This is a genomic window from Acinetobacter sp. NIPH 817 (genome assembly GCF_000368405.1).
Taxonomy (GTDB): domain Bacteria; phylum Pseudomonadota; class Gammaproteobacteria; order Pseudomonadales; family Moraxellaceae; genus Acinetobacter.
In genome coordinates this window covers 1,503,282-1,523,778 of the sequence record NZ_KB849420.1, presented here as the reverse complement: position 1 = coordinate 1,523,778, position 20,497 = coordinate 1,503,282, and the positions used below count along the sequence as shown (strand labels likewise).

At 40.1% G+C, this 20,497-nt stretch carries 24 protein-coding genes; 11 read left to right on the top strand and 13 right to left on the bottom strand.

Annotated features, from left to right (window positions below; translation table 11 throughout):
* Positions 1 to 42 precede the first annotated feature (42 nt).
* Together F968_RS10850 and F968_RS10845 are read right to left on the bottom strand one after the other, a co-directional pair.
* Positions 43 to 1,113, bottom strand: coding sequence for an alpha/beta hydrolase (locus tag F968_RS10850; RefSeq protein ID WP_004793022.1), 1,071 nt, complete (start codon positions 1,111 to 1,113; stop codon positions 43 to 45).
* 45 nt (positions 1,114 to 1,158) lie between these two features.
* On the bottom strand, positions 1,159 to 1,635 hold the full coding sequence (locus F968_RS10845; RefSeq protein WP_004793020.1) for a cyclophilin-like fold protein: 477 nt from the start codon (positions 1,633 to 1,635) through the stop codon (positions 1,159 to 1,161).
* Between the two features lie 285 nt (positions 1,636 to 1,920).
* On the opposite strand from F968_RS10845, the gene F968_RS10840 reads away from it, so the two are divergent.
* On the top strand, positions 1,921 to 2,811 hold the full coding sequence (locus tag F968_RS10840) for a LysR family transcriptional regulator (protein ID WP_004793019.1): 891 nt from the start codon (positions 1,921 to 1,923) through the stop codon (positions 2,809 to 2,811).
* Here the strand turns inward: F968_RS10840 and F968_RS10835 are convergent.
* Positions 2,789 to 3,994, bottom strand: coding sequence for an MFS transporter (locus tag F968_RS10835; RefSeq protein WP_004793017.1), 1,206 nt, complete (start codon positions 3,992 to 3,994; stop codon positions 2,789 to 2,791). The genes F968_RS10840 and F968_RS10835 overlap by 23 nt on opposite strands.
* A gap of 261 nt (positions 3,995 to 4,255) precedes the next feature.
* On the opposite strand from F968_RS10835, the gene F968_RS10830 reads away from it, so the two are divergent.
* The gene (locus F968_RS10830; RefSeq protein WP_004793015.1) at positions 4,256 to 4,540 is read left to right on the top strand and encodes a GNAT family N-acetyltransferase; all 285 of its coding nucleotides are present in this window, start codon (positions 4,256 to 4,258) and stop codon (positions 4,538 to 4,540) included.
* 133 nt (positions 4,541 to 4,673) lie between these two features.
* On the opposite strand, the gene F968_RS10825 is transcribed toward F968_RS10830, so the two are convergent.
* Positions 4,674 to 5,609: a LysR family transcriptional regulator gene (locus tag F968_RS10825; RefSeq protein WP_004793013.1), complete on the bottom strand. Its 936-nt coding sequence runs from the start codon at positions 5,607 to 5,609 to the stop codon at positions 4,674 to 4,676.
* 90 nt (positions 5,610 to 5,699) lie between these two features.
* Between F968_RS10825 and F968_RS10820 the strand changes: the two genes are divergently transcribed.
* Both F968_RS10820 and F968_RS10815 read left to right on the top strand, forming a co-directional pair.
* Positions 5,700 to 6,341: an alanyl-tRNA editing protein gene (locus F968_RS10820; RefSeq protein ID WP_004793011.1), complete on the top strand. Its 642-nt coding sequence runs from the start codon at positions 5,700 to 5,702 to the stop codon at positions 6,339 to 6,341.
* Complete coding sequence (locus F968_RS10815) at positions 6,342 to 6,980, top strand: LysE family translocator (RefSeq protein WP_004793009.1); 639 nt, start codon at positions 6,342 to 6,344, stop codon at positions 6,978 to 6,980.
* 91 nt (positions 6,981 to 7,071) lie between these two features.
* Here F968_RS10815 and F968_RS10810 read toward each other — a convergent pair whose 3' ends face one another.
* Positions 7,072 to 7,809: an SDR family oxidoreductase gene (locus F968_RS10810; protein WP_004793008.1), complete on the bottom strand. Its 738-nt coding sequence runs from the start codon at positions 7,807 to 7,809 to the stop codon at positions 7,072 to 7,074.
* 125 nt (positions 7,810 to 7,934) lie between these two features.
* Here F968_RS10810 and F968_RS10805 point away from each other — a divergent pair, with 125 nt between their 5' ends.
* Both F968_RS10805 and F968_RS10800 read left to right on the top strand, forming a co-directional pair.
* Complete coding sequence (locus tag F968_RS10805; protein ID WP_004793006.1) at positions 7,935 to 8,837, top strand: LysR family transcriptional regulator; 903 nt, start codon at positions 7,935 to 7,937, stop codon at positions 8,835 to 8,837.
* A gap of 60 nt (positions 8,838 to 8,897) precedes the next feature.
* Entirely contained in the window at positions 8,898 to 9,716 is an 819-nt protein-coding gene (locus F968_RS10800) for an AraC family transcriptional regulator (RefSeq protein ID WP_004793004.1), read from the top strand.
* Positions 9,717 to 9,763: 47 nt separating this feature from the next.
* Here F968_RS10800 and F968_RS10795 read toward each other — a convergent pair whose 3' ends face one another.
* Positions 9,764 to 10,366 carry a LysE family translocator gene (locus F968_RS10795; RefSeq protein ID WP_034596252.1) on the bottom strand — a complete coding sequence of 201 codons (603 nt, stop codon included), beginning with the start codon at positions 10,364 to 10,366 and terminating at the stop codon, positions 9,764 to 9,766.
* A 154-nt stretch (positions 10,367 to 10,520) separates the two neighbouring features.
* On the opposite strand from F968_RS10795, the gene F968_RS10790 reads away from it, so the two are divergent.
* Entirely contained in the window at positions 10,521 to 10,928 is a 408-nt protein-coding gene (locus F968_RS10790) for a DUF2000 domain-containing protein (protein ID WP_004793001.1), read from the top strand.
* Positions 10,929 to 10,995: 67 nt separating this feature from the next.
* On the opposite strand, the gene yghU is transcribed toward F968_RS10790, so the two are convergent.
* The 3 genes from yghU to F968_RS10775 form a co-directional block, all read right to left on the bottom strand.
* Positions 10,996 to 11,844 (bottom strand): glutathione-dependent disulfide-bond oxidoreductase, encoded by an 849-nt coding sequence (gene yghU / locus F968_RS10785; protein WP_004792999.1) that lies wholly within the window; start codon positions 11,842 to 11,844, stop codon positions 10,996 to 10,998.
* Positions 11,845 to 11,877: 33 nt separating this feature from the next.
* Entirely contained in the window at positions 11,878 to 12,504 is a 627-nt protein-coding gene (yfcF, locus tag F968_RS10780) for a glutathione transferase (RefSeq protein ID WP_004792997.1), read from the bottom strand.
* 97 nt (positions 12,505 to 12,601) lie between these two features.
* Complete coding sequence (locus tag F968_RS10775) at positions 12,602 to 13,507, bottom strand: LysR family transcriptional regulator (protein WP_004792995.1); 906 nt, start codon at positions 13,505 to 13,507, stop codon at positions 12,602 to 12,604.
* Positions 13,508 to 13,617: 110 nt separating this feature from the next.
* Between F968_RS10775 and F968_RS10770 the strand changes: the two genes are divergently transcribed.
* Both F968_RS10770 and F968_RS10765 read left to right on the top strand, forming a co-directional pair.
* Positions 13,618 to 14,049 (top strand): CidA/LrgA family protein, encoded by a 432-nt coding sequence (locus tag F968_RS10770; protein ID WP_004792994.1) that lies wholly within the window; start codon positions 13,618 to 13,620, stop codon positions 14,047 to 14,049.
* A gap of 12 nt (positions 14,050 to 14,061) precedes the next feature.
* Positions 14,062 to 14,751, top strand: coding sequence for an LrgB family protein (locus tag F968_RS10765; protein ID WP_004792992.1), 690 nt, complete (start codon positions 14,062 to 14,064; stop codon positions 14,749 to 14,751).
* A gap of 7 nt (positions 14,752 to 14,758) precedes the next feature.
* Here the strand turns inward: F968_RS10765 and F968_RS10760 are convergent, their stop codons facing one another.
* On the bottom strand, positions 14,759 to 16,249 hold the full coding sequence (locus F968_RS10760) for a MocR-like pyridoxine biosynthesis transcription factor PdxR (protein ID WP_004792990.1): 1,491 nt from the start codon (positions 16,247 to 16,249) through the stop codon (positions 14,759 to 14,761).
* A gap of 115 nt (positions 16,250 to 16,364) precedes the next feature.
* On the opposite strand from F968_RS10760, the gene F968_RS10755 reads away from it, so the two are divergent.
* Together F968_RS10755 and F968_RS10750 are read left to right on the top strand one after the other, a co-directional pair.
* Positions 16,365 to 17,000, top strand: a complete 636-nt coding sequence (locus tag F968_RS10755) for an FMN-binding negative transcriptional regulator (protein WP_004792988.1) — start codon at positions 16,365 to 16,367, stop codon at positions 16,998 to 17,000.
* Between the two features lie 42 nt (positions 17,001 to 17,042).
* Complete coding sequence (locus F968_RS10750; RefSeq protein WP_004792986.1) at positions 17,043 to 17,636, top strand: GNAT family N-acetyltransferase; 594 nt, start codon at positions 17,043 to 17,045, stop codon at positions 17,634 to 17,636.
* An 8-nt stretch (positions 17,637 to 17,644) separates the two neighbouring features.
* On the opposite strand, the gene F968_RS10745 is transcribed toward F968_RS10750, so the two are convergent.
* The 3 genes from F968_RS10745 to F968_RS10735 all read right to left on the bottom strand — a co-directional run bounded on the left by F968_RS10745 (position 17,645) and on the right by F968_RS10735 (position 20,422).
* Positions 17,645 to 18,832 (bottom strand): MFS transporter, encoded by a 1,188-nt coding sequence (locus tag F968_RS10745; RefSeq protein WP_004792984.1) that lies wholly within the window; start codon positions 18,830 to 18,832, stop codon positions 17,645 to 17,647.
* Between the two features lie 9 nt (positions 18,833 to 18,841).
* A complete protein-coding gene (locus F968_RS10740) occupies positions 18,842 to 19,516 on the bottom strand; it encodes a cupin domain-containing protein (protein ID WP_004792982.1) in 675 nt (224 codons plus the stop codon).
* A 135-nt stretch (positions 19,517 to 19,651) separates the two neighbouring features.
* A complete protein-coding gene (locus tag F968_RS10735) occupies positions 19,652 to 20,422 on the bottom strand; it encodes an SDR family NAD(P)-dependent oxidoreductase (RefSeq protein WP_004792980.1) in 771 nt (256 codons plus the stop codon).
* Positions 20,423 to 20,497 lie beyond the last annotated feature (75 nt).

Below are 20,497 nucleotides of genomic sequence, written 5' to 3'. Positions count from 1 at the left end.
ATTAAAAAGCTAGAGGCCCTTAGTGAGCCTCTATCATTTTTCTTACTTCAAGTTTTGTTTAAAGAAACTGGTTAATTTATTAAATGGAATGAGATCGACCCGATCATATAAATCGACATGTCCAGCACCTTTAACGTAGTAAAGTTCTTTAGGTTGGCCTGCGAGTTTATAAGCTTCTTCACTAAACTCCTTTGAATGAGCCTGATCACCTGTAATAAACAACATCGGACGGGGTGAAATCGTTTCAATGTCGTTAAATGGATAGAAGTTTAAAAATTTGACATTACTTGTGAGCGTTGGGTGAGTTGTAAGCTCTCTCGATGAGCCTTTAGGCGTATATTCTCCGCGTGGAGTACGATAAAAGTCGTAAAATTCACGTTGAATAGGGTGTGTATTTGCTGTTAGCTCATGCGTAGTTCCGCTGGTATATTTGGTTTCACCACCTTTAAATTCAACGTAACGCTGTGCAGCGGCTTCTGCAATAATTTGTTTTCTTTGTTCTAGGGTTTGTGAGTGACGTAAGCCATTGCGGTTTGCTGCACCCATGTCGTACATACTTACAGTGGCAATAGCTTTTAAACGCGGATCAATTTTTGCTGCACTAATGACAAAGCTCCCGCTTCCACAAATACCCAGTACACCAATATTATTAGGGTCAATGAAAGATTGTGTTCCCAAATAATCTACAGCGGCACTAAACGCTTCTGCATAAATGTCTGGTGCAACCACATTTCTTGGTTGGCCCGCGCTTTCGCCCCAAAATGATTGATCAATTGCTAACGTCACAAAACCTTGTTCAGCCAGTTTTTGTGCATAAAGCATAGAGCTTTGCTCTTTTACAGCCCCCATAGGGTGACCGATTACAATTGCAGAGGCTTTAGTCTTTTTATTCAAATTTTTGGGAATAACCAGATTGCCGACAATATCCATATTGTATTGATTTTTAAAAGTCACTTTTTGAATAGTCACTTGCTGACTTTGATAAAAATTATTCGCGCCGTTACTCATGTCTGCTGCCATAGCTGAAGTTGAAGAAAATAATCCAATTGTTGCTGCACAAACTGCCGCTGCTGTATGTGTTTTAAGCTTTTTAAAAAAGGGAGATGGAGTCATAAATACCTCAATTTAAACAATGTGAATGAGTGAATAGATAGATGCTTATTCGATTTGGGAAATTGAAATTTTGATGTGTTGTTTTTGCTTGAATACTTGGGGAATAGCATCAAGTTTCCCAAGAAAAATGAGCCCATTCGCGTAACCAACAGCTGAGTCTCTGTAGAAAAAAGCCAGATTACCCCACGGAGCATAATAGGTAAGATCACCAGCCTTGCCAGCATAACCATGAGGCGAATTTTGCATAGTTAGCTTGTTTGGTAGATCGGCTATTTTTTCAGTAGAGTCATAATCTTTAAGGATTAATGTCAAAGGAAGCTGTTTGGCAAAATCTTTAACAGTAGGTGACATGGCTAATGTGGCAAATAGCGGTTGCTGTGTTCCATCAATATCAATACGGATTTTCATCATCGATCCCCTTTGTTGATTTTTACCTTGAGGCTTTATTGCATAAGAAGCGGAAGTCACTGAGAACAAAACACATAGGCTGACTAAGCCTTTAAAAAAATTATAATTAGCCATATCAACTCACCTCGCTTCTTTAAGAAAAAGCACATAAATGCAATGAAGCTATTTATTCTTTAACGTAAAGATATGAGTGGAATTTATTAATTTTTTACAATAATAAAATGACTCATAATAATCGCCTCAGTTTATTTAAATCTTCATATTTACTGCTTGATATGGATTTTAACGAATCTTCTTTTTAATAATTAGTCTAAAAAACAAACATGGACTTATGAGTAATATTCATGAATAGTTTTATCCTTTATAATGAGGTTGACTCCCCAATAAGAGATAAAGCAGATGATAAATAAAGAAAACTATAATGATCTTTATGCTTTTTTAATGGTGGCAAGAGAGGGTAGTTTTACTAAGGCCGCAGGGAAAATGGGAATTTCACAATCTGCGCTAAGCCATACCATTCGCGGTTTAGAAGAACGTTTGGGAATGTTGCTCCTGACCAGAACTACACGTAGTGTTTCACCTACAGCAGCAGGTGAAAGATTGAAACAAACGATTAGTGCCAGTTTTGACCAAATCGATAATGAATTATCACTTTTAACATCATTTCGAGACCAACCCGCTGGTACGGTTCGGATTAATGCTAGCAGCCATGCGATACGGGAAGTGCTGATTCCAAAACTTAAAAAGATTGCTGGTGATTACCCAGATGTGCAAGTTGAACTAACTGCAAATAGTGGGATGGTCGATATTGTGGCAGAGCGCTTTGATGCAGGCGTTCGTTTCGGAAGCCGCGTAGCTGATGGCATGATTGCAGTACGTATTAGTCCAGATGTCAAAATGGCGGTAATAGCAACGCCAATATATTTTGAACAATATGGAATTCCTAATACTCCTAAAGATTTGGTAAATCATCAATGTATTGGCTATCGTTTAACCACCCAAGGCAGCGTATATGCGTGGGAATTTGTGAAAGATGGTCAAGAAACAAAAGTTAAAATTCAGGGGCAATGGATATTTAATGAAAGTTATGAGATTGCACAAGCTGTTCGAGCTGGATTTGGACTGGCTTATATTCCAGAAGATTTGATTCGAGAAGATCTAAAAGAAGGGAAGCTGATTCAAGTTTTGGAAGAGTACAGTATCCAGTTTCCTGGATACCATTTGTACTATCCACATCGAAGACAACTTTCACCTGCATTACGGTTGGTTATTGATGTGTTACGTGAGTAGCATTCCGCCATGTAATATAAGCAGTCAGCGCGCCTAATAGCAAAATAGTTGCGCTCATATAGAACGTGGCGCTATAGCCATGTGAGTCATATAACAATCCGCCTATAGTTGCACCTAGAGTAATTGCAAACTGAATAATGGCAACCATTAAACCGCCGCCAACTTCGGCATCTTGATGTAATGTTTGAGCCAGCCAAGTATTCCAAGCAACAGGTACCGACGTTCCAATAAATCCCCATAAACCCATCAATATGGCAACGAACCATATATGCTGACCACCCAGCACAAAGGCTCCCGCAATGCCTGTCATGATGAAGGGAATGATGATGAGGTAACGATAAACATGTCGGTGAAGCATCAAACTAATAAGGAACGTACCCACTAAGCCTGTAACACCTAATATTAATAATAAGGTAGATAGTTGGGCTGCATTGACATGAGTGACAGTTTCTAAAAATGGACGTAAATAGGTAAAGAGTGCGAATTGCCCCATAAAGAGCAATAAAACACCTAACATACCGTACAGGACAATGGGACGTTTAAGCAGGCCAAAAGGGTTTTTAGATTTCTCAACTGACAAGATTGCTGGAAGAGCCGGCATACTTTTAAATTGCCAAATAAGCGCAAAAACCGCAATTGGCACAATACAGAAAAAAGCACCACGCCAACCAATGATTGAGCCTAGGAAACTGCCTAAAGGCGCAGCAATGGTTGTCGCTAAGGCATTTCCGCCATTTAACAAACCGAGTGCTTTAGGTACTGAAAGTGGAGGAACGAGTCGCATAACAATTGATGTCGACATCGCCCAAAAACCACCAATCACCACACCTAAAATTGCACGGCCCAACATAAATAAGACAGCAGAATGAGCAAATGTAATGATAATGCCTGAAACAATCATGAGTAGGGTAAGCAACAGCATGATAGGGCGTCGGTCCCATATTTTAAAAACACGGCTAATTGATAGACTGGTAATAACAGCGAAAATGCCTGAAATGGCAATAGCTTGACCGACTTGGCCTTCACTCATATTTAAATCTGTAGAGATTGGCGTGAGTAAACTGACGGGCATGAACTCCGAAGCAATTAATACTGAACAGCAGAGTGACATTACAAATACGGCACCCCATGCGGGTGTATTGTTTTCCTGTAAGTTCTGCTCAATTTGACGAAAAGAAGACATAAAAGTTCCGATTTTAAAACCTTTGAATGTTCATGTAAGAAATGAATCAATTTGGCCAGAGAGCTTAACAGCAATAGTTTGAAAGGATTAGGCACAGAATTACGAATAGAATTATGAGTTTTATGCATGAATTGTATTTAAAAAGCATACAGACTCACTGCTAAAAACAGGCTATTTTTTTACACTTAAATTTGTTCTTATAGTCAAAGATAAACAAAGTCATTTTTAAATAAATATGAGTCGTAATACGAGGAATTCATTGTGAATATTCAACAAAAAGATGATACAAAACACGGCAGCTTTAGCTTACTTGATAGTGAAACCGTTGCAGGCGAAATGACTTATACATGGGCAGGCGAAAGCATGCTAATTATTGATGCTACAGATGTGAATGAAAATTATCGCGGACAAGGGGTAGGCCGCCAATTACTTGATGCTTTGGTGGCTTTTGTTCGTGAGAAAGACGTAAAAGTAATTCCGCTTTGCCCATATGCTAAATCGGTATTTGATAAAGATCCAAGTATTTGTGATGTACTTAGAAAGTAAGCAATAGATTAAAATCATTTAATAAAAATCGGGCCTTGTTGTCCGATTTTTTATGGATTTTGCTAGGTGGTAATCTATTGAGTTATTTTACAATTTGCAGATGATTTTAACTAAATTAGCTACAGAAATATTTTTACTTTATTTTCAATAACGTTGGCTCTGCTGCTAATTTATCTGCCAAATATTGAATTAATACACTTAATTTCGGCGGGACATGCCGTGTAGGAGGGTAGAGTAACCAAAGCCCTCCGCTGTAATAAGTCTTAAAATCCCAGTTGGGCAAAACCTGAACTAAGCTCCCTTGTTGTAGGGCATGACGGGCTACAAAATACGGTAAGCTCGCAACACCTAAATGCTGTAATGCTGCACTCAACCGTACACCTGTATGGTTTGCAGCATAACGCCCACGCACAGCAACACTTATCGATTTATTTGCTTGTTGAAATTTCCATTTTGAGTCACTGACTTGTTCACCCAAGTAAATACATTCATGCTGCTTTAAATCATGAGGATGACTCGGTGTGCCATGTTTTGCCAAATACTCAGGTGTGGCACAAACCAAGTGATCAATATCAATAAGTTTTCGACCCATCAGTCCACCCGGCGGTTGCTCTGTAATTCGAAGCGCTAAATCGACGCCATCATCAATGAGGTCTACATAACGATCTTCTAAAAGCATTTGAATATCAATTTTTGGGTAGCGTTCTAAAAATTCGGGTAAATGCGGATGAATCATAAAATGACCCACAGCTTTCGGAACGCTCATGCGAATGACACCTTGGGGTTCGACATGAAATTGGCCTGAACTTTCCATAACAGCTTGAGCCGCATTCACCATATCTAAACAGCGTTGATACACCTGTTGGCCACTTTCACTCAAACGAAGCTTTCTCGTGGTTCGATAGAGTAAGCGGGTACCTAAAGCACGTTCTAAACGGGCAATCGCACGACTAACAGCAGAAGGTGTTGTACCAAGTTGCCTTGCAGTTTCAGAAAAACTTTCCGACTCGACAACCTTAACGAAAGTCGCCATTTCATTTAATAAAACCAGACTTTGATTTGTGCTCATGAGGCAAAAGTTATTTGGATTTTAATTGGATTATCGCGCCTAAGAAATCGCAATACAATCTTTTTCATCTTAAGGGGTGTGTGAAAAAGTATGACACAAGCATTATATTTAAAAGGTGTACTAAGTGCTGAGATTGAAATTCTAGCATGTAACCCATGTGAAGATGGACGTTTTGCAGTGCGTTTATCAGCAACACCATTTCATCCTCAAGGTGGTGGACAGCCAAGTGATACGGGAAAAATTGCAGAGGCAGATGTTATTCATGTTGGGATTGAACAAGGGGAAATCATTCATTACTGTACGCAGCCTGTTGGGTTAGGAGCGGCATTAGCACAAGTGGATGAAAAGAAACGCCATTATCATAGTCGATTACATTCGGCTGGGCATCTTATTGCCCATGTAATGCATTTATTCGGCTGGCAAGCCACAAAGGCTCAGCACTGGCCTAATGATGCTAGGGTTCAGTTTATTCCTCTAGACACGGTTGAACAACTTGATGCTGAAATGCTTCAGAACAAATGTTCTCAATATATTCAAGCTAATGTTCCCGCCAATCTGCATCAATATGCTGAGGGTTTTCGTGAAATCAGCTTTGGCGAGTTTCCTGCATTTCCTTGTGGTGGAACTCATGTCGCAGCATTAGGGGATATTGGCTCTATAAATATTCAGTCTTATCAGTTTAAGAAAGGAAAACTAAGTGTTAGTTATAGCGTAGCTGAGGAGATTGAATAGATGTGGCAGTTGTATGGACATGAGTTTTTAACTTTAGCTCTTATTCATTTTTTGGCTGTTATTTTACCGGGACCAGATTTTGTAATTACGGTCCGACAAAGTGTGCGCTATGGCTACTTAGTTGGATGTCTGACTGCAATTGGTATTGGTGTTGGGATTTCAGTACATGTGTTTTATACCTTGGTTGGGATCGGTTTTTTAATCCAGCAAAGCGAATGGCTCATGTCACTTATCAGAACAGCGGGAGCAGCTTATTTGATTTATTTGGGATGGCAGTGTTTACGTAGTCAGCCGAATACAAATCTTGAGATTAATGGTCAAACAGACAGTGACACGCCAAGTTTATTTAAAGCTTTTACGATGGGTTTCTTAACTAATGCATTAAACCCGAAAGCCACCATCTTTTTTCTGGCAATTTTTACGACGATTGTAAGTACCCCCACACCGATGAAAGTTCAGGTTTTTTATGGAGTGTGGATGTGTATGGTTAATGCTATTTGGTTTATGGTGGTGAGTGTGCTGTTTGCACAGCCTATTGTACGTAAACGTTTTTTAGAGTTTGGGGTTTATTTTGAGCGAGTGATGGGAGTTTTATTAATTGGGATTGCATTGAGATTGATTTGGGAATTATTTCTCTAATTAGACTTGTTACGTTTCACATCATAGCCATTTATAAGTTTGGAATATACTTTACATATTCCAAACTTAGATTAAATTTAATTTAAAAAAATTAAGCAAATCCACCATTTACTCGAATGACTTGTGAATTTATCCAACGGCCATCTGGGCCAGCTAGCATGGCAACTACACTGGCAATTTCTTCAGGTGTTCCAATTCTTTCCAATGGGGCAAGTTTTGCAATCGTGGCCACTTGTTCATCAGTTTTTCCATTGTAAAAAAGCTCAGTACCTGTTGGACCAGGGGCAACTGCATTTACAGTAACATTTCGGCCGCGTAACTCATTTGCTAACACATGTACCAAGCTTTCTACACCTGCTTTGGATGCAATATAGGGGCCATATGCTGGAAAAGATTTAGCAATTACACTGGTTGAAAGCGTAATAATTCGGCCACCATCCGGCACTGTTTCGGCTGCATGTGCCAATATTAAAAATGCACCCCGTAAATTGGTATGAATTACTTTATCGAAATCAGGCAGGGCTTCAGGTGTAATTTTTGCCATAGGCATAATGCCCGCGCTATGGACCACGACATCTAATTGACCGTTAATGGCTTTTGTCTGCTGAAATAAACGGCTGACCTCATGTTCATTTGCAACATCCGCTTGAATAGCTGAGGCTTGACCACCTTGCTCAATAATTTGTTCTACAGTTGCTTGGGCATGCACCTTATTACCCGCATAGTTAACAATCACATAAAAACCATCTTGAGCTAAACGTTCTGCTATAGCACGGCCAATACCACGTGATGCACCAGTAACAAGAGCTGTCTTTTTTGAAATATTCATTTTTAGATTGCCTGTTTGAGTAAGTATGGCTTATTTTAATAATATAGAAATATGGGATAAATCTTCATAATTGGATAAGATAATTCCATATATATTAATAATAGATAGGGTTAAAAGCGAGCATTATGGATAAATTTGATACCTTGCAACTTTTTACCCGCATCGTAGAGCTGGGTAGTTTTAGCCAGGCAGCTGATCAGCTAAGTATCCCACGCGCTACAGCAAGTAATGCCATTAAAGAGTTAGAGAATAATTTACAGTGTCGTTTGCTAGAGCGTACGACTCGGCATGTCAGGCCATCACTCGATGGACAGGCATTTTATGAGCGCTGCACACAAATATTATCTGAACTGGATGATGCTGAATCGTCACTCCGTAATGTCGTTGCACAGCCACGAGGCTTATTACGTGTCGATTTATCAGGCGCACATGCAACTAAAATTGTTTTACCCAATATCGACCAATTTCACGAGTTGTATCCCGACATTGAACTCGTAATTAGTACGGGTGATCGTCTGGTTGATCTGATTCGGGAAGGGATAGACTGTGTGGTGAGAGCGGGGCGTTTGGATGATTCCACTTTAATTGCTAGACATTTGGTCGATATGCCACAAGTCATTTGTGCAAGTCCTGACTATTTAAATAAACATGGAACACCTTTGCAACCAGAAGAGTTGTTATCACATTATTGTGTTAATTTCTTCTCGACATCAGGTGGACGAAATTATCCATTTGAACTGATGGTGAATGGCAAAAAACAAGATTATTTTTTGAAAAGTTGGATCGCGGTAAATGATACTGAAAACTATGTATTATCTGCTTTACGTGGGGCAGGCTTAATTCAGGTACCTCGCTATCATGTGGCGAATGAATTAAAAGATGGGCAACTGATTGAGGTTTTATCTGAATGGGAAATCCCGAAGATGTCAGTTTCTGCTTTATATCCGCAGCACAGGCAGCTCTCGCCACGCGTACGAGTTTTTGTCGCATGGCTGAATGAGTTATATACAGGCTATTTTTCAAAATAACGATAGCGTATAACGTATAGATAGAATGCTCTCTAGCGCATATAAAATTTTGGTGAATATGTGATTGAATTACCCAATGCAAATGATTGGATTGTTAGAAATTCTGACCCGAATAGTCTTGAGCGAATTGAAGCCTTTTTTACCGATCATGCTTATGAGTCGCATCGCCACGATACTTTTGCAATTGGTCGAACATTAACAGGTGTTCAAAGCTTTCATTATCGTGGAGAGATGAAACATAGCCAGCCGGGTATGACGATGGTTTTACATCCTGATGAAAAACATGATGGAGAGTCAGGTAGTCGAGATGGTTTTAGATATCGGATGGTATATGTAGAACCTGCAACCCTACAGGAAATTATGAAGGGGAAACCTTTACCATTTTTTGAAAATGGCTTGAGTCAGGATCCCCGTTTATTTAAGGCAACTGATGTTTTATTACAGGGGATGGACCAGCATATTGATCCTTTAGAAAAACAAGATGCTTTATATGATCTGGCAACCACACTTTACGAAATTTCTGGTAATAATCAGCGCACCTCACATTCTTATGACTATGTCGCAGCGGAGCGCGCTAGAGAATTTATACATGCTTCTTTATATGAAAATATCTCTTTAGATGATATTGAAAAAAATGTGGGACGAGACCGCTGGAGTCTTTCAAGAGATTTTCGACTGCTGTTTGGTACAAGTCCACATCGATATATGACCATGCGTAGGCTGGAAGTTGTGAAGTCTTGTTTGATGTATGGAGAGTCCTTAACTCAAGCTTCATTGATTGCAGGATTTTTTGATCAAAGCCACATGACACGTCATTTTCTAAAAGCATTTGGATTGACTCCAGCCAGATGGCGGATGATCAATAAGCTCTCTTCTTAAACAAGTTATTTCAAAGCCAGCCTGTTTAGGCTGACATAGACTTTATTTTAAATTAGGTTCATGCCTTTCAAAAAATCATAAAGCATAAATATGCCAGAAACGATTAGCATCAATCCCATGGCTTGGTTTATACGATTAAACCAGATTTTATTTTTAATTTTTTTACCTAACACTGCACCTGCCCAAGAGTAAAGGCAGGGCGCGCCTGCGGCACCTATGGAAATGAGCAATGATACGAAGAAGATTTGAACGCCAATGATGTGTGCTGTGGGGTACATAATGGTTGTAACAGGCAAAATGACTAAAATCCCTTTTGGGTTTAAAGCTTGTATCCAAAAACCATTCCAGAACGAAAGCACCTGAACTTCAGTGGCTTCATCACTCATATCAATATCTGACTTTAGCATTTGATATGAAAGGTAAAATGTATAACACGCGCCAAACAAAGCAATATAGTGCAAGGCATTTTGTGGAATGATCGCGGCGCCGATATATCCAAAAATCATGAATAACATCAGCATTGCACAACCGACTCCCATAAAAAAATAAATTGTTCTTTTGAATTGTCCGGTAAGCCCAGCATTTAGCCCCATAAAATTTACTGGACCGGGGCTATACATCACACTCAAGGTATAAAAAAAGATTTCCATAACGTATCTACTGAAACAAAAACAACCCAGCATAGTGGCTCGTAAATTTAGGGTCTTGTACGTTTGTGATGGCTCCTGCACAAACGTACAAGACGAGAAAAATCTGAGTGAGTCATGATGAGCGAGTTAAAGTTATGATTCAGGAAAGAGGTTTATGTTTGACACAAAAATTGCGCTTATTGTCCGTAATGATCTTGCGACGTGGCAGAGATTAAATGTGGTGGCTTTTTTAGCAACGGGGATTGCCTCTGCTGTACCTGAAATGTTGGGTAAACCTTATATCGATGCGAATGGCTATGAGTATGGCAACATGTTAGGGCAGCCGATGTTGGTATTTGAGGGAGATTTATCAGGACTGCAAAAAGCGCATCGCAAAGCAATTGAGCAAGATTTAACGATAATTCCCTATGTACATGCCATGTTTTCTACAGGAAATGATGAGGATAATCGGGCGGTTTTTTTGGCTGACGATGCGAATCAATTAAATTTAGTCGGAGTGGCGTTAAGAGGACCTAAAAAGGCAGTTGATAAAGCAATAAAGGGACTTTCTTTACATCAATAAGATTTTTATTGAAAGAATGACAAAACCCACTTTTTGAGCAAAAGTGGGTTTTGTTTAAAAATGATGATTAAACTTTATCTTGAGTCTTGGTCTCAAAATCACTCGCATCATGGCGTTCATGCAACTGGGTTGCTAAATCACCAAAAGTACGATTGACCATACGACCGCGTTGAACCGCTGGGCGTGCTAAAATCGCATCTGCCCAACGTTGAACATTTTTATATTGATCGACCCCTAAAAACTCCGCGCCGTTATACACCCAGTTTTTAACAAGACCGCCATACCAAGGGAACGCCGCAATATCAGCGATGCTATATTCAGAACCTGCTAAATATTCATGCTTTGCTAGATGCTGATCTAACACATCAAGTAAACGTTTCGTTTCCAAAGCAAAGCGGTTAATTGCATATTCAACTTTAACAGGTGCATAAGCATAAAAATGTCCAAAACCGCCACCTAGGTAAGGCGCGCTGCCCATTTGCCAGAATAACCAATTAAGGCATTCAGTACGTGCAGCAATATCAGTCGGAATGAATGCTTTAAATTTTTCAGCCAAGTAAAGCAAAATTGAGCCAGATTCAAACACTCTTAATGGTGGGTTTTGGCTATGGTCAACTAATGCTGGAATTTTAGAGTTAGGATTAACTTCTACAAAGCCACTACCAAATTGCTGTCCTTCTCCGATTTTAATCAGCCAAGCATCATATTCAGCATCCTGATGTCCTAACGCTAAAAGCTCTTCTAGCAAAATAGTGACTTTTTGACCATTAGGCGTTGCTAAAGAATAGAGCTGGAGCGGATGTTTCCCTACTGGAAGTGTATGCTCGTAACGCGCACCTGAGGTAGGTTGGTTTAAATCGGTTTTCTCTCCAGTCCATTGCCAAACTTGTGGAGGAATATAGTTTGAATCACTCATTTTTTATCTCATGTTTGGTGTAAATAAAAGGATTTATTTATGTCGTAATGCAAGCCATTTTTGTACGCTCGGCCGTTGCCATTGCTGTAATGCATAGTTTTTTAAACGTTCTGGTACAGCATCACCATTTTGAATAAGACGTTGTAACATTAGGGCAAGTTCAGCATCCACAATGCTCCATGAACCAAAAAGAAATTTGGCATCAGATGCAAGAAGTTTTTCTGCAACAAAGAACAGTTTCTCCGCAGCTTTTTTGCCTTCTTCTGAAAGTGGAGTGGACTTCGGCTGAATAAAAATAACATCGGTTGGTCGTTCAGTTCTTAGTGCAACTAAGTCGGATCGGAGCCATGCCTGAATTTGTCTTGCTCTTGCACGTGCTTGAATATCTTTTGGATAAATAGATGTATCTGGATAAAGCTCTTCAAGATATTCCAAAATGGCAGAAGATTCTGATAAAGCAAAATCATTATGCTCAAGTACAGGCACTTTGGCAGTTAATGACTTTGCTACATAAGATTTTTCAAACTGGCCTTGCTGGCCTAAGTTGATGGTTGCTATTTCAAATGGAATTTGTTTTTCATATAACCCTACAAAAACTGTAAACGCGTAGGGACTTAGAAATTGTGAATCTGTGTACAGCTTAAAATGCTCGTTATTCATTGTTATTGTCCATGTCATAAAACAATCGGATCTAGTCTAAGTGAGCTAAGCCAAGATTGGGTAGCTTTTTTGTGGAAAAGCTTTATCGGTTTTTAAATTAAGCTTTAATGTGCTGAAAATGTTGGCGAACAATGCTCAGCCAAGCTTGAACTGCTGGTGAGGCAGGAAGATTCTTTTTCCAAGCCATGACTAAGTGCCATTGAATATTTGGTTTTTCGAGTGGTACTGCTGCAAATAAACTAGGGTCAAGCATATCGGTATAATATTGAGGAAGAAGTGCGATTCCCATACGTTGTAACACCATGTCTGCCAGAAGATGCCATTGGCTAGTACGACACGCAATGGTCGGATAGAAACCATGCTGCTTACATGCGTCGAGAATAATACTGTTTAAAGAGAAATTTTCAGGAAACATTAAAAATGATTGGTGTTGTAGCTCTTCTAGATTTATTTTTTTACGAGTTGCCCAAGTGGCATCCCGACGTAAGAGAACCATTAAAGGATAGTTACATAGCTCAATGCTATTGAAAATTTGCGTATCAAAAGGCTGCAATAAAACACCAACATCTAACTCGTTATTAAGTAAAGCTTGTTCAATACCGCGTGAACCCACTTCCATAAAAGCCAATTCAATATCAGGCCACTGTTGGTGATAATCAAACAAGGCAGTTGTTAGAAGCTGCGAACCTAAAGGCGGAACGCCAAGTTTTAAAGTCCCTGTTTTTAATTGTTGATAATTTTCTATCTCAAGAAAGATGTTCTGTTCTGCCTGAAGAAGCTCGACTGCATGTTGATAAATACGTTCTCCAATTTGGGTTAATTCAATTTGTCTTTTTCGGCCGTGATCGGGTTTGACCAAAAGTTGGACCTGAAGCTGTTCTTCAAGCTGTTGTATTATTTTACTAATGGTGGGCTGAGTCAGATATAACTCGTCAGCAGCACGGGTAAAGCTTTTAGTTTTTACCAGTGTAACGAAGCATTGTAATGATTTTAGAGAAAGCATAATAAAGAATAGATTATTCCATTTTTGAATAATTTTAACATGAATAATTCATATTTAGCAGCTTTAACCAAGATAGCATAATGGTGTAGTTAACCATTTAATTTCGCAAAATGAGTACTGAATCTGCTTCCGGAACACCCACACAACCTTCACTTTTAGTTTTAATTAAACAAATTTTGATTTTGGCTGGATTTTGGTGGGTAGGATATCTCTTACATCAAAAACTTGGCATACCTGTGTCGGCAGGCATTTTAGGGATGTTTTTATTGCTTTTATGCCTGTTCTTTAAAATTATCAAAATGGATCAGGTGGCAATGGGAGCAACCGTTGTTTTAGGTGAACTGTTGCTGTTTTTCGTGCCTGTTGTGGTTGCCGTAGTTCAGTATAAAACTTTGTTTATGACCGAAGGCTGGCAAATTGTTTTGAGCATTGCGGTTGGGACTATTTCAGTCATGCTCAGTACATGTCTGACCATTCACTATTACAATCGTTTGAAAGCTTATTTACAGGCTCGAAAACGTCTTCAACATAAGCATATCTAAAGGGCAAACCATATGAATATTTGGTCAATCCTTTGTCTGATCTGGACTTTGGTCGCCTATGTTGTGGCAAAGCGAATCTATCAGAAAAATCCAAAACTTTGGTTGTCGCCTGCGATTAGTGTGCCTGTACTCACCATTATTTTGATGACGATTTTTGGAATTTCATATCAAACTTATGCAGAAGATACGCAGTGGATTGTTAATTTATTAGGGCCTGCAACGGTTGCTTTCGCTGTACCGATTTATCGCTATCGGGAAACGATTCGTAAAAATCTCGGAGTTCTCTCGATTGCAATTATTGTGGGCATGAGTGTAGGCGTAATGTCTGCCTATGAAATGGCACAGTGGTTTCACTTTAGCCCTGAAGTCACCAACAGTTTGATGGCCCGTTCTATTTCAACACCATTTGCCATGATTTTAGCGGAAGATATTCACGGTTCGGCAGCATTGGTTTCACTATTTACCGTTATTACGGGTTTGGTCGGTATGATTTGCGGCGATGCGATTTTAGCGATTACTAAAATCCGTTCTAATGTAGCCAATGGGGCAGCTTTTGGTAATGCAGCCCATGGTTTTGGTACAGTCAGAGCACAGCAGCGTAATAGCGAAGAAGGTGTAATTGCTAGTTTGACTATGGTTATTGCCGGTATTTTAATGGTACTCATTGGGCCATTTGCGATTCATCTATGGTTGCTTTTGTAGGCTTTGTCTAAGTCGGCTTGGCATGTTGTTGAATAATCTTTGATAGTTTTTTAATGGCTTGTCTCATCAGCTCAGGTTCAAAATCGCCTAAGCCAACAATTAACCCCGGACGTTGTTGTTCTTTTGAAAATGTCGGTGAAATTGCTTTAATGGCAATGCCTGCATCGACTGCCGAGCTTGCAACGTCAATATCATTAATATACTGAGCAAGCCATAACACCATATGCATGCCTTGATCGCCTAGCTGTAACCAAGCCAGCTCTTGGGGTATATATTTTTCAATCAAGCCAATAATGTATTCTCGAACTTCTGCATAGACATTCCGAGTCCGTCGAATATGCCGCTCTAAATAGCCTTCTTGAATAAAAGCAGCTAAAACATGCTGATCGGCAGCAGGCGGGTGCCGATCAATTAAGACTCTAAGCCCACAAAAAGGAGCTACCAATTCTTTAGGCAACACTGCATAGCCAAGTCTAAGGGATGGAAATAACACTTTGCTGAAAGTACCCAAATAAATCACTTGGTCGGGTGCCATGCCTTGTAAAGATGGGAAAGGCTGGCCGTTATAACGAAGTTCGCTGTCATAGTCATCTTCAATGATCCATGCATTTTGCTGTTTTGCCCAAGCTAATAAAGCAGTACGTCTTGCTAGGCTCATTGGCATACCAAGTGGGTATTGATGAGATGGCGTCACAAAAGCAGCACGTGCATGTTTTGCAAGCTTAATGCCAGTTTCAACCTGAATGCCTTCTTCATCAACAGGAACACGTACCATACGAATGTTTTGTACAGCATGCTCAAAAATAGCCGTTGTACCCCGATAAGCTGGATCTTCAACCCAAACTTCATCTTTTGCTTCAAATAAAATCTGACTGCAAATATAAAGTGACTGTTGAATGCCAGGAGTAATCACAATTTGGTCAGGTTCGCAGTGAACAGAGCGTGATCGGCGTACATAGTCTGCTATAGCAATTCTGAGTGATAGCACGCCTTGAGGTTCACCATAACCTGAAGGAACACCTGCTCCCCGAGATCTAAATTTATTACCAAATTTACGCCAGATATCACTTGGTTGAGTACGACCGACAGGGACAGATACCGCAAAAGGAACATGAGGAAGTGGCTTAAATTCATCAAGCACTTGGGCATAAGAACTTGCCGATTTGGTCAAAGATATCGAGTTAGGTTTATTTTCTTTTGATGAATGTTGTATTGCAGATGTTTTAACCAAAGCATGAGACACGTAAGTGCCATTTCGTGGTTGAGAGTCAAATACACCTTCAGCTAAAAGCTGATCATAAGCTTCAATAATGGTTCCGCGAGCGACACCTAAGGTTAAAGCCAGTTCACGGGAAGAAGGCAACGGATCGCCAGGCTGTAAATCACCACTTTGTACAGCTTCACGTAAAGCTTGGGTCAGCTGAGCACTAATCTTTCCATGGCTTTTATCAATCTTTGCAATCCACGGAAGTTCAATAACTTTTGCCATTCTTGCCATAATTCTGGTCTACTTAAAAAAATACAAAGTGGTTCTTTTTAATAAACCACATAAACCAGAAAATTTACAACACAAAATATAAATAACCCTGATATTTACAGTGAGGTTTTTAGCTATGTATATCCCCGATGATTTTGCAGAAAACCGTTTGGATGTGTTGCATTCTCTTATTACAGAATCTCCATTTGGGGTACTTTTTACTCATGGAAGTAATGGCTTAGATGCAAATCATCTTCCATTTGAGTTGCAGGCAAATGAAGGGGTGTTCGGTGTGTTACATGCACATGTATCTAGAATGAACCGTGTTTGGCAGGACATTAAAAATGGAGATGAGGTGCTGGTCGTGTTTCAAGCAGGCGATGCTTATATTTCACCAAATTGGTACCCATCCAAACATGAACAGCACAGACAAGTGCCGACATGGAACTATAGGGTTGCGCATGCTTATGGCAAAGTGACCATTCGAGATGATGAACGTTACGTCCGCGGTGTAGTGGCTCGTTTAACCCGTACCCATGAAGCATCTCAACCTGAACCATGGAAAATGTCAGATGCACCGAAAGACTATCTTGAACCGATGTTAAAGGCGATTGTAGGAATAGAAATTGAAATTACTAAGCTGCAAGGAAAATCAAAACTTGGGCAAAACAAAGAACGCCGAGACATTCTAGGTGCGGCAGATGGCCTATCAAAATCTGGTCATCAAACCATAGCCGATGCCATGTACAGTGTGGCTGAGTTAAATAAATAATTTTGAAAATATAAAAGCTTAATATCAATTGAGGAGATAAAGATGTCTTTGACTATACCTGTTGAGTTAGTGGGTGAACACGTTATTTTAAAGCCGCTAGATGTGAATCAGGCTGAATCACTGGTAGAGGCCGTTTGTGATGGGGAACTCTATAATCTTTGGTATACCCGTGTGCCAAGACCTGAACAGATGACTGCTGAAATTGAAAGACGTCTTGATTTGCAAAAATCTGGCTCTATGTTGCCATTTTATATTGAAGACCGAAAAACGGGGCGAGCGCTGGGCATGACAACTTTAATGCATATTGAAGAAGCTCATCGCCGTGTAGAAATTGGCTCAACATGGTATCGAAAGTCTGCACAACGTACGCCTGTAAATACTGAATGTAAAAAGCTATTGTTGGCTCATGCATTTGAGACTTTAAACTGTATTGCTGTTGAGTTACGCACATCTTCTTTAAATGTTCAAAGTCAAGCCGCGATTGTACGCTTGGGTGCAAAGCTAGACGGTGTGCTAAGAAGCCATCAAATTGTGAAAGATGATATTTTGAGGGACACTCACGTTTACAGCATTTTAAAACATGAGTGGCCTGCGGTTCGCCAAAATCTGGAATGGATGTTGAATAAACCGCGCTAAAAGGAATTTTAAGCAAGCTGTTTTTCTCTTTTTTGGCTTAGCCAGAAGAGAGAAGCTGCGGCAATCACCAGCCATGGTATTAAAGCCATATTCATTGCTTCCCAGCCAAATAAATCCAGTAAAGCACCTGCACTAAACGAACAAATTAAGCCCACAACAAAAACAGTCATGTCGTTAATGGCTTGAGCCTTGGCTTTTTCAGCCGCTGTATACGTTCCGGTAAGCAAAGACGTGCTACCAATAAATAAAAAGTTCCATCCCACACCTAATAAAATGAGTGAAATTGCAAAAGATGCGAACTGAATACCTGAGAGAGCAAATCCGATATAACAGGCAAATAATAAAAGACCTGCAAACATGATTTTAATCACCCCAAAACGTGCAATTAAATTTCCAGTAAAGAATGAAGGTAGAAACATACCAAGCACATGTAGCTGAATGACGGTGGTAATTGATCCAAGTTCATGGTGTGAATGTCGCATAGCAATTGGTGTGGCAGTCATACCTAAAATCATGATGCCGTAGCCTGTTACTGCGCCAAATAACGCAACCAAATAGGTCGGTTGAAAGACAATCTGTTGCCATGGGCGACCAGCCGTAAAGTCAGACTTTTGCTCAACTGTATCGGCAATATGTAGGCTAGATAAAATTCCCATTGCCACAAGCGAGATAATACTAATAATTAAAAATGAACCGATATATTCTAAATGTTGGAATAAGGGACCACCAAAACGCGCTAAAGTCGGACCAATCAGTGCTGCAACAATTCCACCTGCCATCACCCAAGAAATAGCACGTGAGCGAAACGCGTCAGTTGCCACTTCACTGGCAGCAAAACGGTAAAACTGAGCAAACGACTGATAGGCCCCGACACATAGCGTACCCAAAGCCAGAAGCATGAGTGAACTATAAAAAATACCGATTGATGCAATAATGCCGCCGAGTACACCTAAGAAAGCGCCGAATAGAAAACCATTACGTCGTCCTACACGTGCCATGAGCATTGATGCAGGGAACATCATTAAGGCTGTACCCAAAAACATAGATGCGATGGGTAGCGTTGCAAGTGTTGGTATGTTTGCAATATTAGCGCCAGCCAAGCCGCCAATGGTCATGACCATGACGGAAACGGTTTGGAAAAGTGATTGAGAACTCGCCAGAATTAATACTTGGCGGTGCATGGTATTTTGAAGCATAACGAGCCTTTAATTATATTCAGCAATAGCTGAGGCTAGGTGTCCGGTTTTTACATAAATAGAAGCGCCAGACAAACCCGCTTGAAAATGGGCATGTGTTTTCGGAGGTAGGCGTATCCATGTTCCAGCGTCATAAACCATTTCTTTATCGGCCATCTGACCTTGGGTAATCAAAATTTCGATTCCACCCTCAGCATCTTCCATAAAAAGTTGCTGCGGCTTGAGTTTTTCTAAATAGGTGTGCTCATAACTTGCATCAACCAATGTGCAAATTAAACGCGAATCTATTTCTTGCCATTGTGTTGGATCGTTGGTATTGATCCGTAAGGTTTGCGTTTCTGACGTAGGAATTTGCATAAGTTTGACAAAAATCAATGCACCTTCTTCGCTCGACGGTTGATGTACCGACTGATGTGGACTCCGTAAATACCATCCAGCGGGGTAGTGCTGATTTTGATTTTCAGTAAATACACCTGAAAGTACGAGGATTTCTTCACCATGATGATGTCGATGTTCAGGAAAGATTGTATGCGGTGTGTATTTCACCAAACTGGTCGCACGAGCTATTTCATCGCCAATACGATCAAGCATGACGCGATCAACTTCCCCACGGGGAGATTTCACCCAGTGATAGTCTTCAGGTTTGACAATCACAGCCTGTGAAAAATCGGCATGGATCAACATGAATACTTTCCTCGTAAACTAAATTCTCTTTATTCAATAACAAAATAAATAGAATGAATTAGCAAGTAAAATTAATGCTCTAAGGTCTTTTAATCAACTTGAACTTATACTGAACAGGTCAGGGTGGTTGGTAATTTAGTGACCAGCCATCACACCACCATCTACAGGAAGAATAGTTCCTGTAATCCATGAGGCATTGGATGATGCAAGGAATAAAATCGCTTCAGCAATGTCAGCAGGTTGACCGTTGCGGCCTAATGGATGGAATGAGTTAAAAGTTGGTAAGGCTTCTTTAACCTGATCTTCACTCATAAACGTGTTGTAAACCGGTGTTTCCACTACACCCGGTGCAACGGTATTAATGCGGATATTTGATTCGGCCAATTCAATGGCTAAGTTATGAGTGAGTGCATGTACTCCTGCATTTGCTGCTGAGTAAGCAGAAGAAGGGGTTGCTTTTACAGCTTGCAATGCCCAAAGCGAACCTGTTTGTACAATTGCGCCGCCTCCACGTTGTTGCATGGCTTTAGCAGCAGCTTGCGCCATAAAAAACTTGCCTTTCAAAATGGTATCTAAAAACCAGTCGTATTCTATTTCAGTAATATCAAGGAAAGATTTTGGGTTAAATACACCTGCATTATTGATAAGAATATCAACACCGCCAAATGCTTCAGATGCTACTTTTACTAAGTTTTTTGCAGTTTCGGGTTCGGCTATATCACCAGCAAAGTAGCGAACTTTTGCACCTGTTGGATCTATTTCATGGGCAGCTTTTTGCAATTTATTTTCATCGCGACCACCAATCACAACATTGGCGCCTTCTTGAACCAAGCGAATTGCGACTTCTTTACCAATACCAGAACCGCCACCCGTAACGATAGCAACTTTTAAAGAAAATCTACTCATGTGTATATCCTTAAGATTAAATAAAATAAATTGATTGACTCGTGAATCTGAGGTATTTCAATCAATATAGGTTTA

Excerpts from the sequence above, each read along its gene's own strand:
- F968_RS10805 (WP_004793006.1), top strand. The coding sequence starts at position 7,935 with ATGGATAAATTTGATACCTTGCAACTTTTTACCCGCATCGTAGAGCTG.
- F968_RS10745 (WP_004792984.1), bottom strand. The coding sequence starts at position 18,832 with ATGCTTCAAAATACCATGCACCGCCAAGTATTAATTCTGGCGAGTTCT.
- F968_RS10815 (WP_004793009.1), top strand. The coding sequence starts at position 6,342 with ATGTGGCAGTTGTATGGACATGAGTTTTTAACTTTAGCTCTTATTCAT.
- F968_RS10750 (WP_004792986.1), top strand. The coding sequence starts at position 17,043 with ATGTCTTTGACTATACCTGTTGAGTTAGTGGGTGAACACGTTATTTTA.
- F968_RS10765 (WP_004792992.1), top strand. The coding sequence starts at position 14,062 with ATGAATATTTGGTCAATCCTTTGTCTGATCTGGACTTTGGTCGCCTAT.
- F968_RS10835 (WP_004793017.1), bottom strand. The coding sequence starts at position 3,994 with ATGTCTTCTTTTCGTCAAATTGAGCAGAACTTACAGGAAAACAATACA.
- F968_RS10770 (WP_004792994.1), top strand. The coding sequence starts at position 13,618 with ATGAGTACTGAATCTGCTTCCGGAACACCCACACAACCTTCACTTTTA.
- F968_RS10735 (WP_004792980.1), bottom strand. The coding sequence starts at position 20,422 with ATGAGTAGATTTTCTTTAAAAGTTGCTATCGTTACGGGTGGCGGTTCT.
- F968_RS10790 (WP_004793001.1), top strand. The coding sequence starts at position 10,521 with ATGTTTGACACAAAAATTGCGCTTATTGTCCGTAATGATCTTGCGACG.
- F968_RS10740 (WP_004792982.1), bottom strand. The coding sequence starts at position 19,516 with ATGTTGATCCATGCCGATTTTTCACAGGCTGTGATTGTCAAACCTGAA.
- F968_RS10760 (WP_004792990.1), bottom strand. The coding sequence starts at position 16,249 with ATGGCAAGAATGGCAAAAGTTATTGAACTTCCGTGGATTGCAAAGATT.
- F968_RS10820 (WP_004793011.1), top strand. The coding sequence starts at position 5,700 with ATGACACAAGCATTATATTTAAAAGGTGTACTAAGTGCTGAGATTGAA.
- F968_RS10845 (WP_004793020.1), bottom strand. The coding sequence starts at position 1,635 with ATGGCTAATTATAATTTTTTTAAAGGCTTAGTCAGCCTATGTGTTTTG.
- yfcF (WP_004792997.1), bottom strand. The coding sequence starts at position 12,504 with ATGAATAACGAGCATTTTAAGCTGTACACAGATTCACAATTTCTAAGT.
- yghU (WP_004792999.1), bottom strand. The coding sequence starts at position 11,844 with ATGAGTGATTCAAACTATATTCCTCCACAAGTTTGGCAATGGACTGGA.
- F968_RS10755 (WP_004792988.1), top strand. The coding sequence starts at position 16,365 with ATGTATATCCCCGATGATTTTGCAGAAAACCGTTTGGATGTGTTGCAT.
- F968_RS10775 (WP_004792995.1), bottom strand. The coding sequence starts at position 13,507 with ATGCTTTCTCTAAAATCATTACAATGCTTCGTTACACTGGTAAAAACT.
- F968_RS10810 (WP_004793008.1), bottom strand. The coding sequence starts at position 7,809 with ATGAATATTTCAAAAAAGACAGCTCTTGTTACTGGTGCATCACGTGGT.
- F968_RS10795 (WP_034596252.1), bottom strand. The coding sequence starts at position 10,366 with ATGGAAATCTTTTTTTATACCTTGAGTGTGATGTATAGCCCCGGTCCA.
- F968_RS10850 (WP_004793022.1), bottom strand. The coding sequence starts at position 1,113 with ATGACTCCATCTCCCTTTTTTAAAAAGCTTAAAACACATACAGCAGCG.
- F968_RS10840 (WP_004793019.1), top strand. The coding sequence starts at position 1,921 with ATGATAAATAAAGAAAACTATAATGATCTTTATGCTTTTTTAATGGTG.
- F968_RS10825 (WP_004793013.1), bottom strand. The coding sequence starts at position 5,609 with ATGAGCACAAATCAAAGTCTGGTTTTATTAAATGAAATGGCGACTTTC.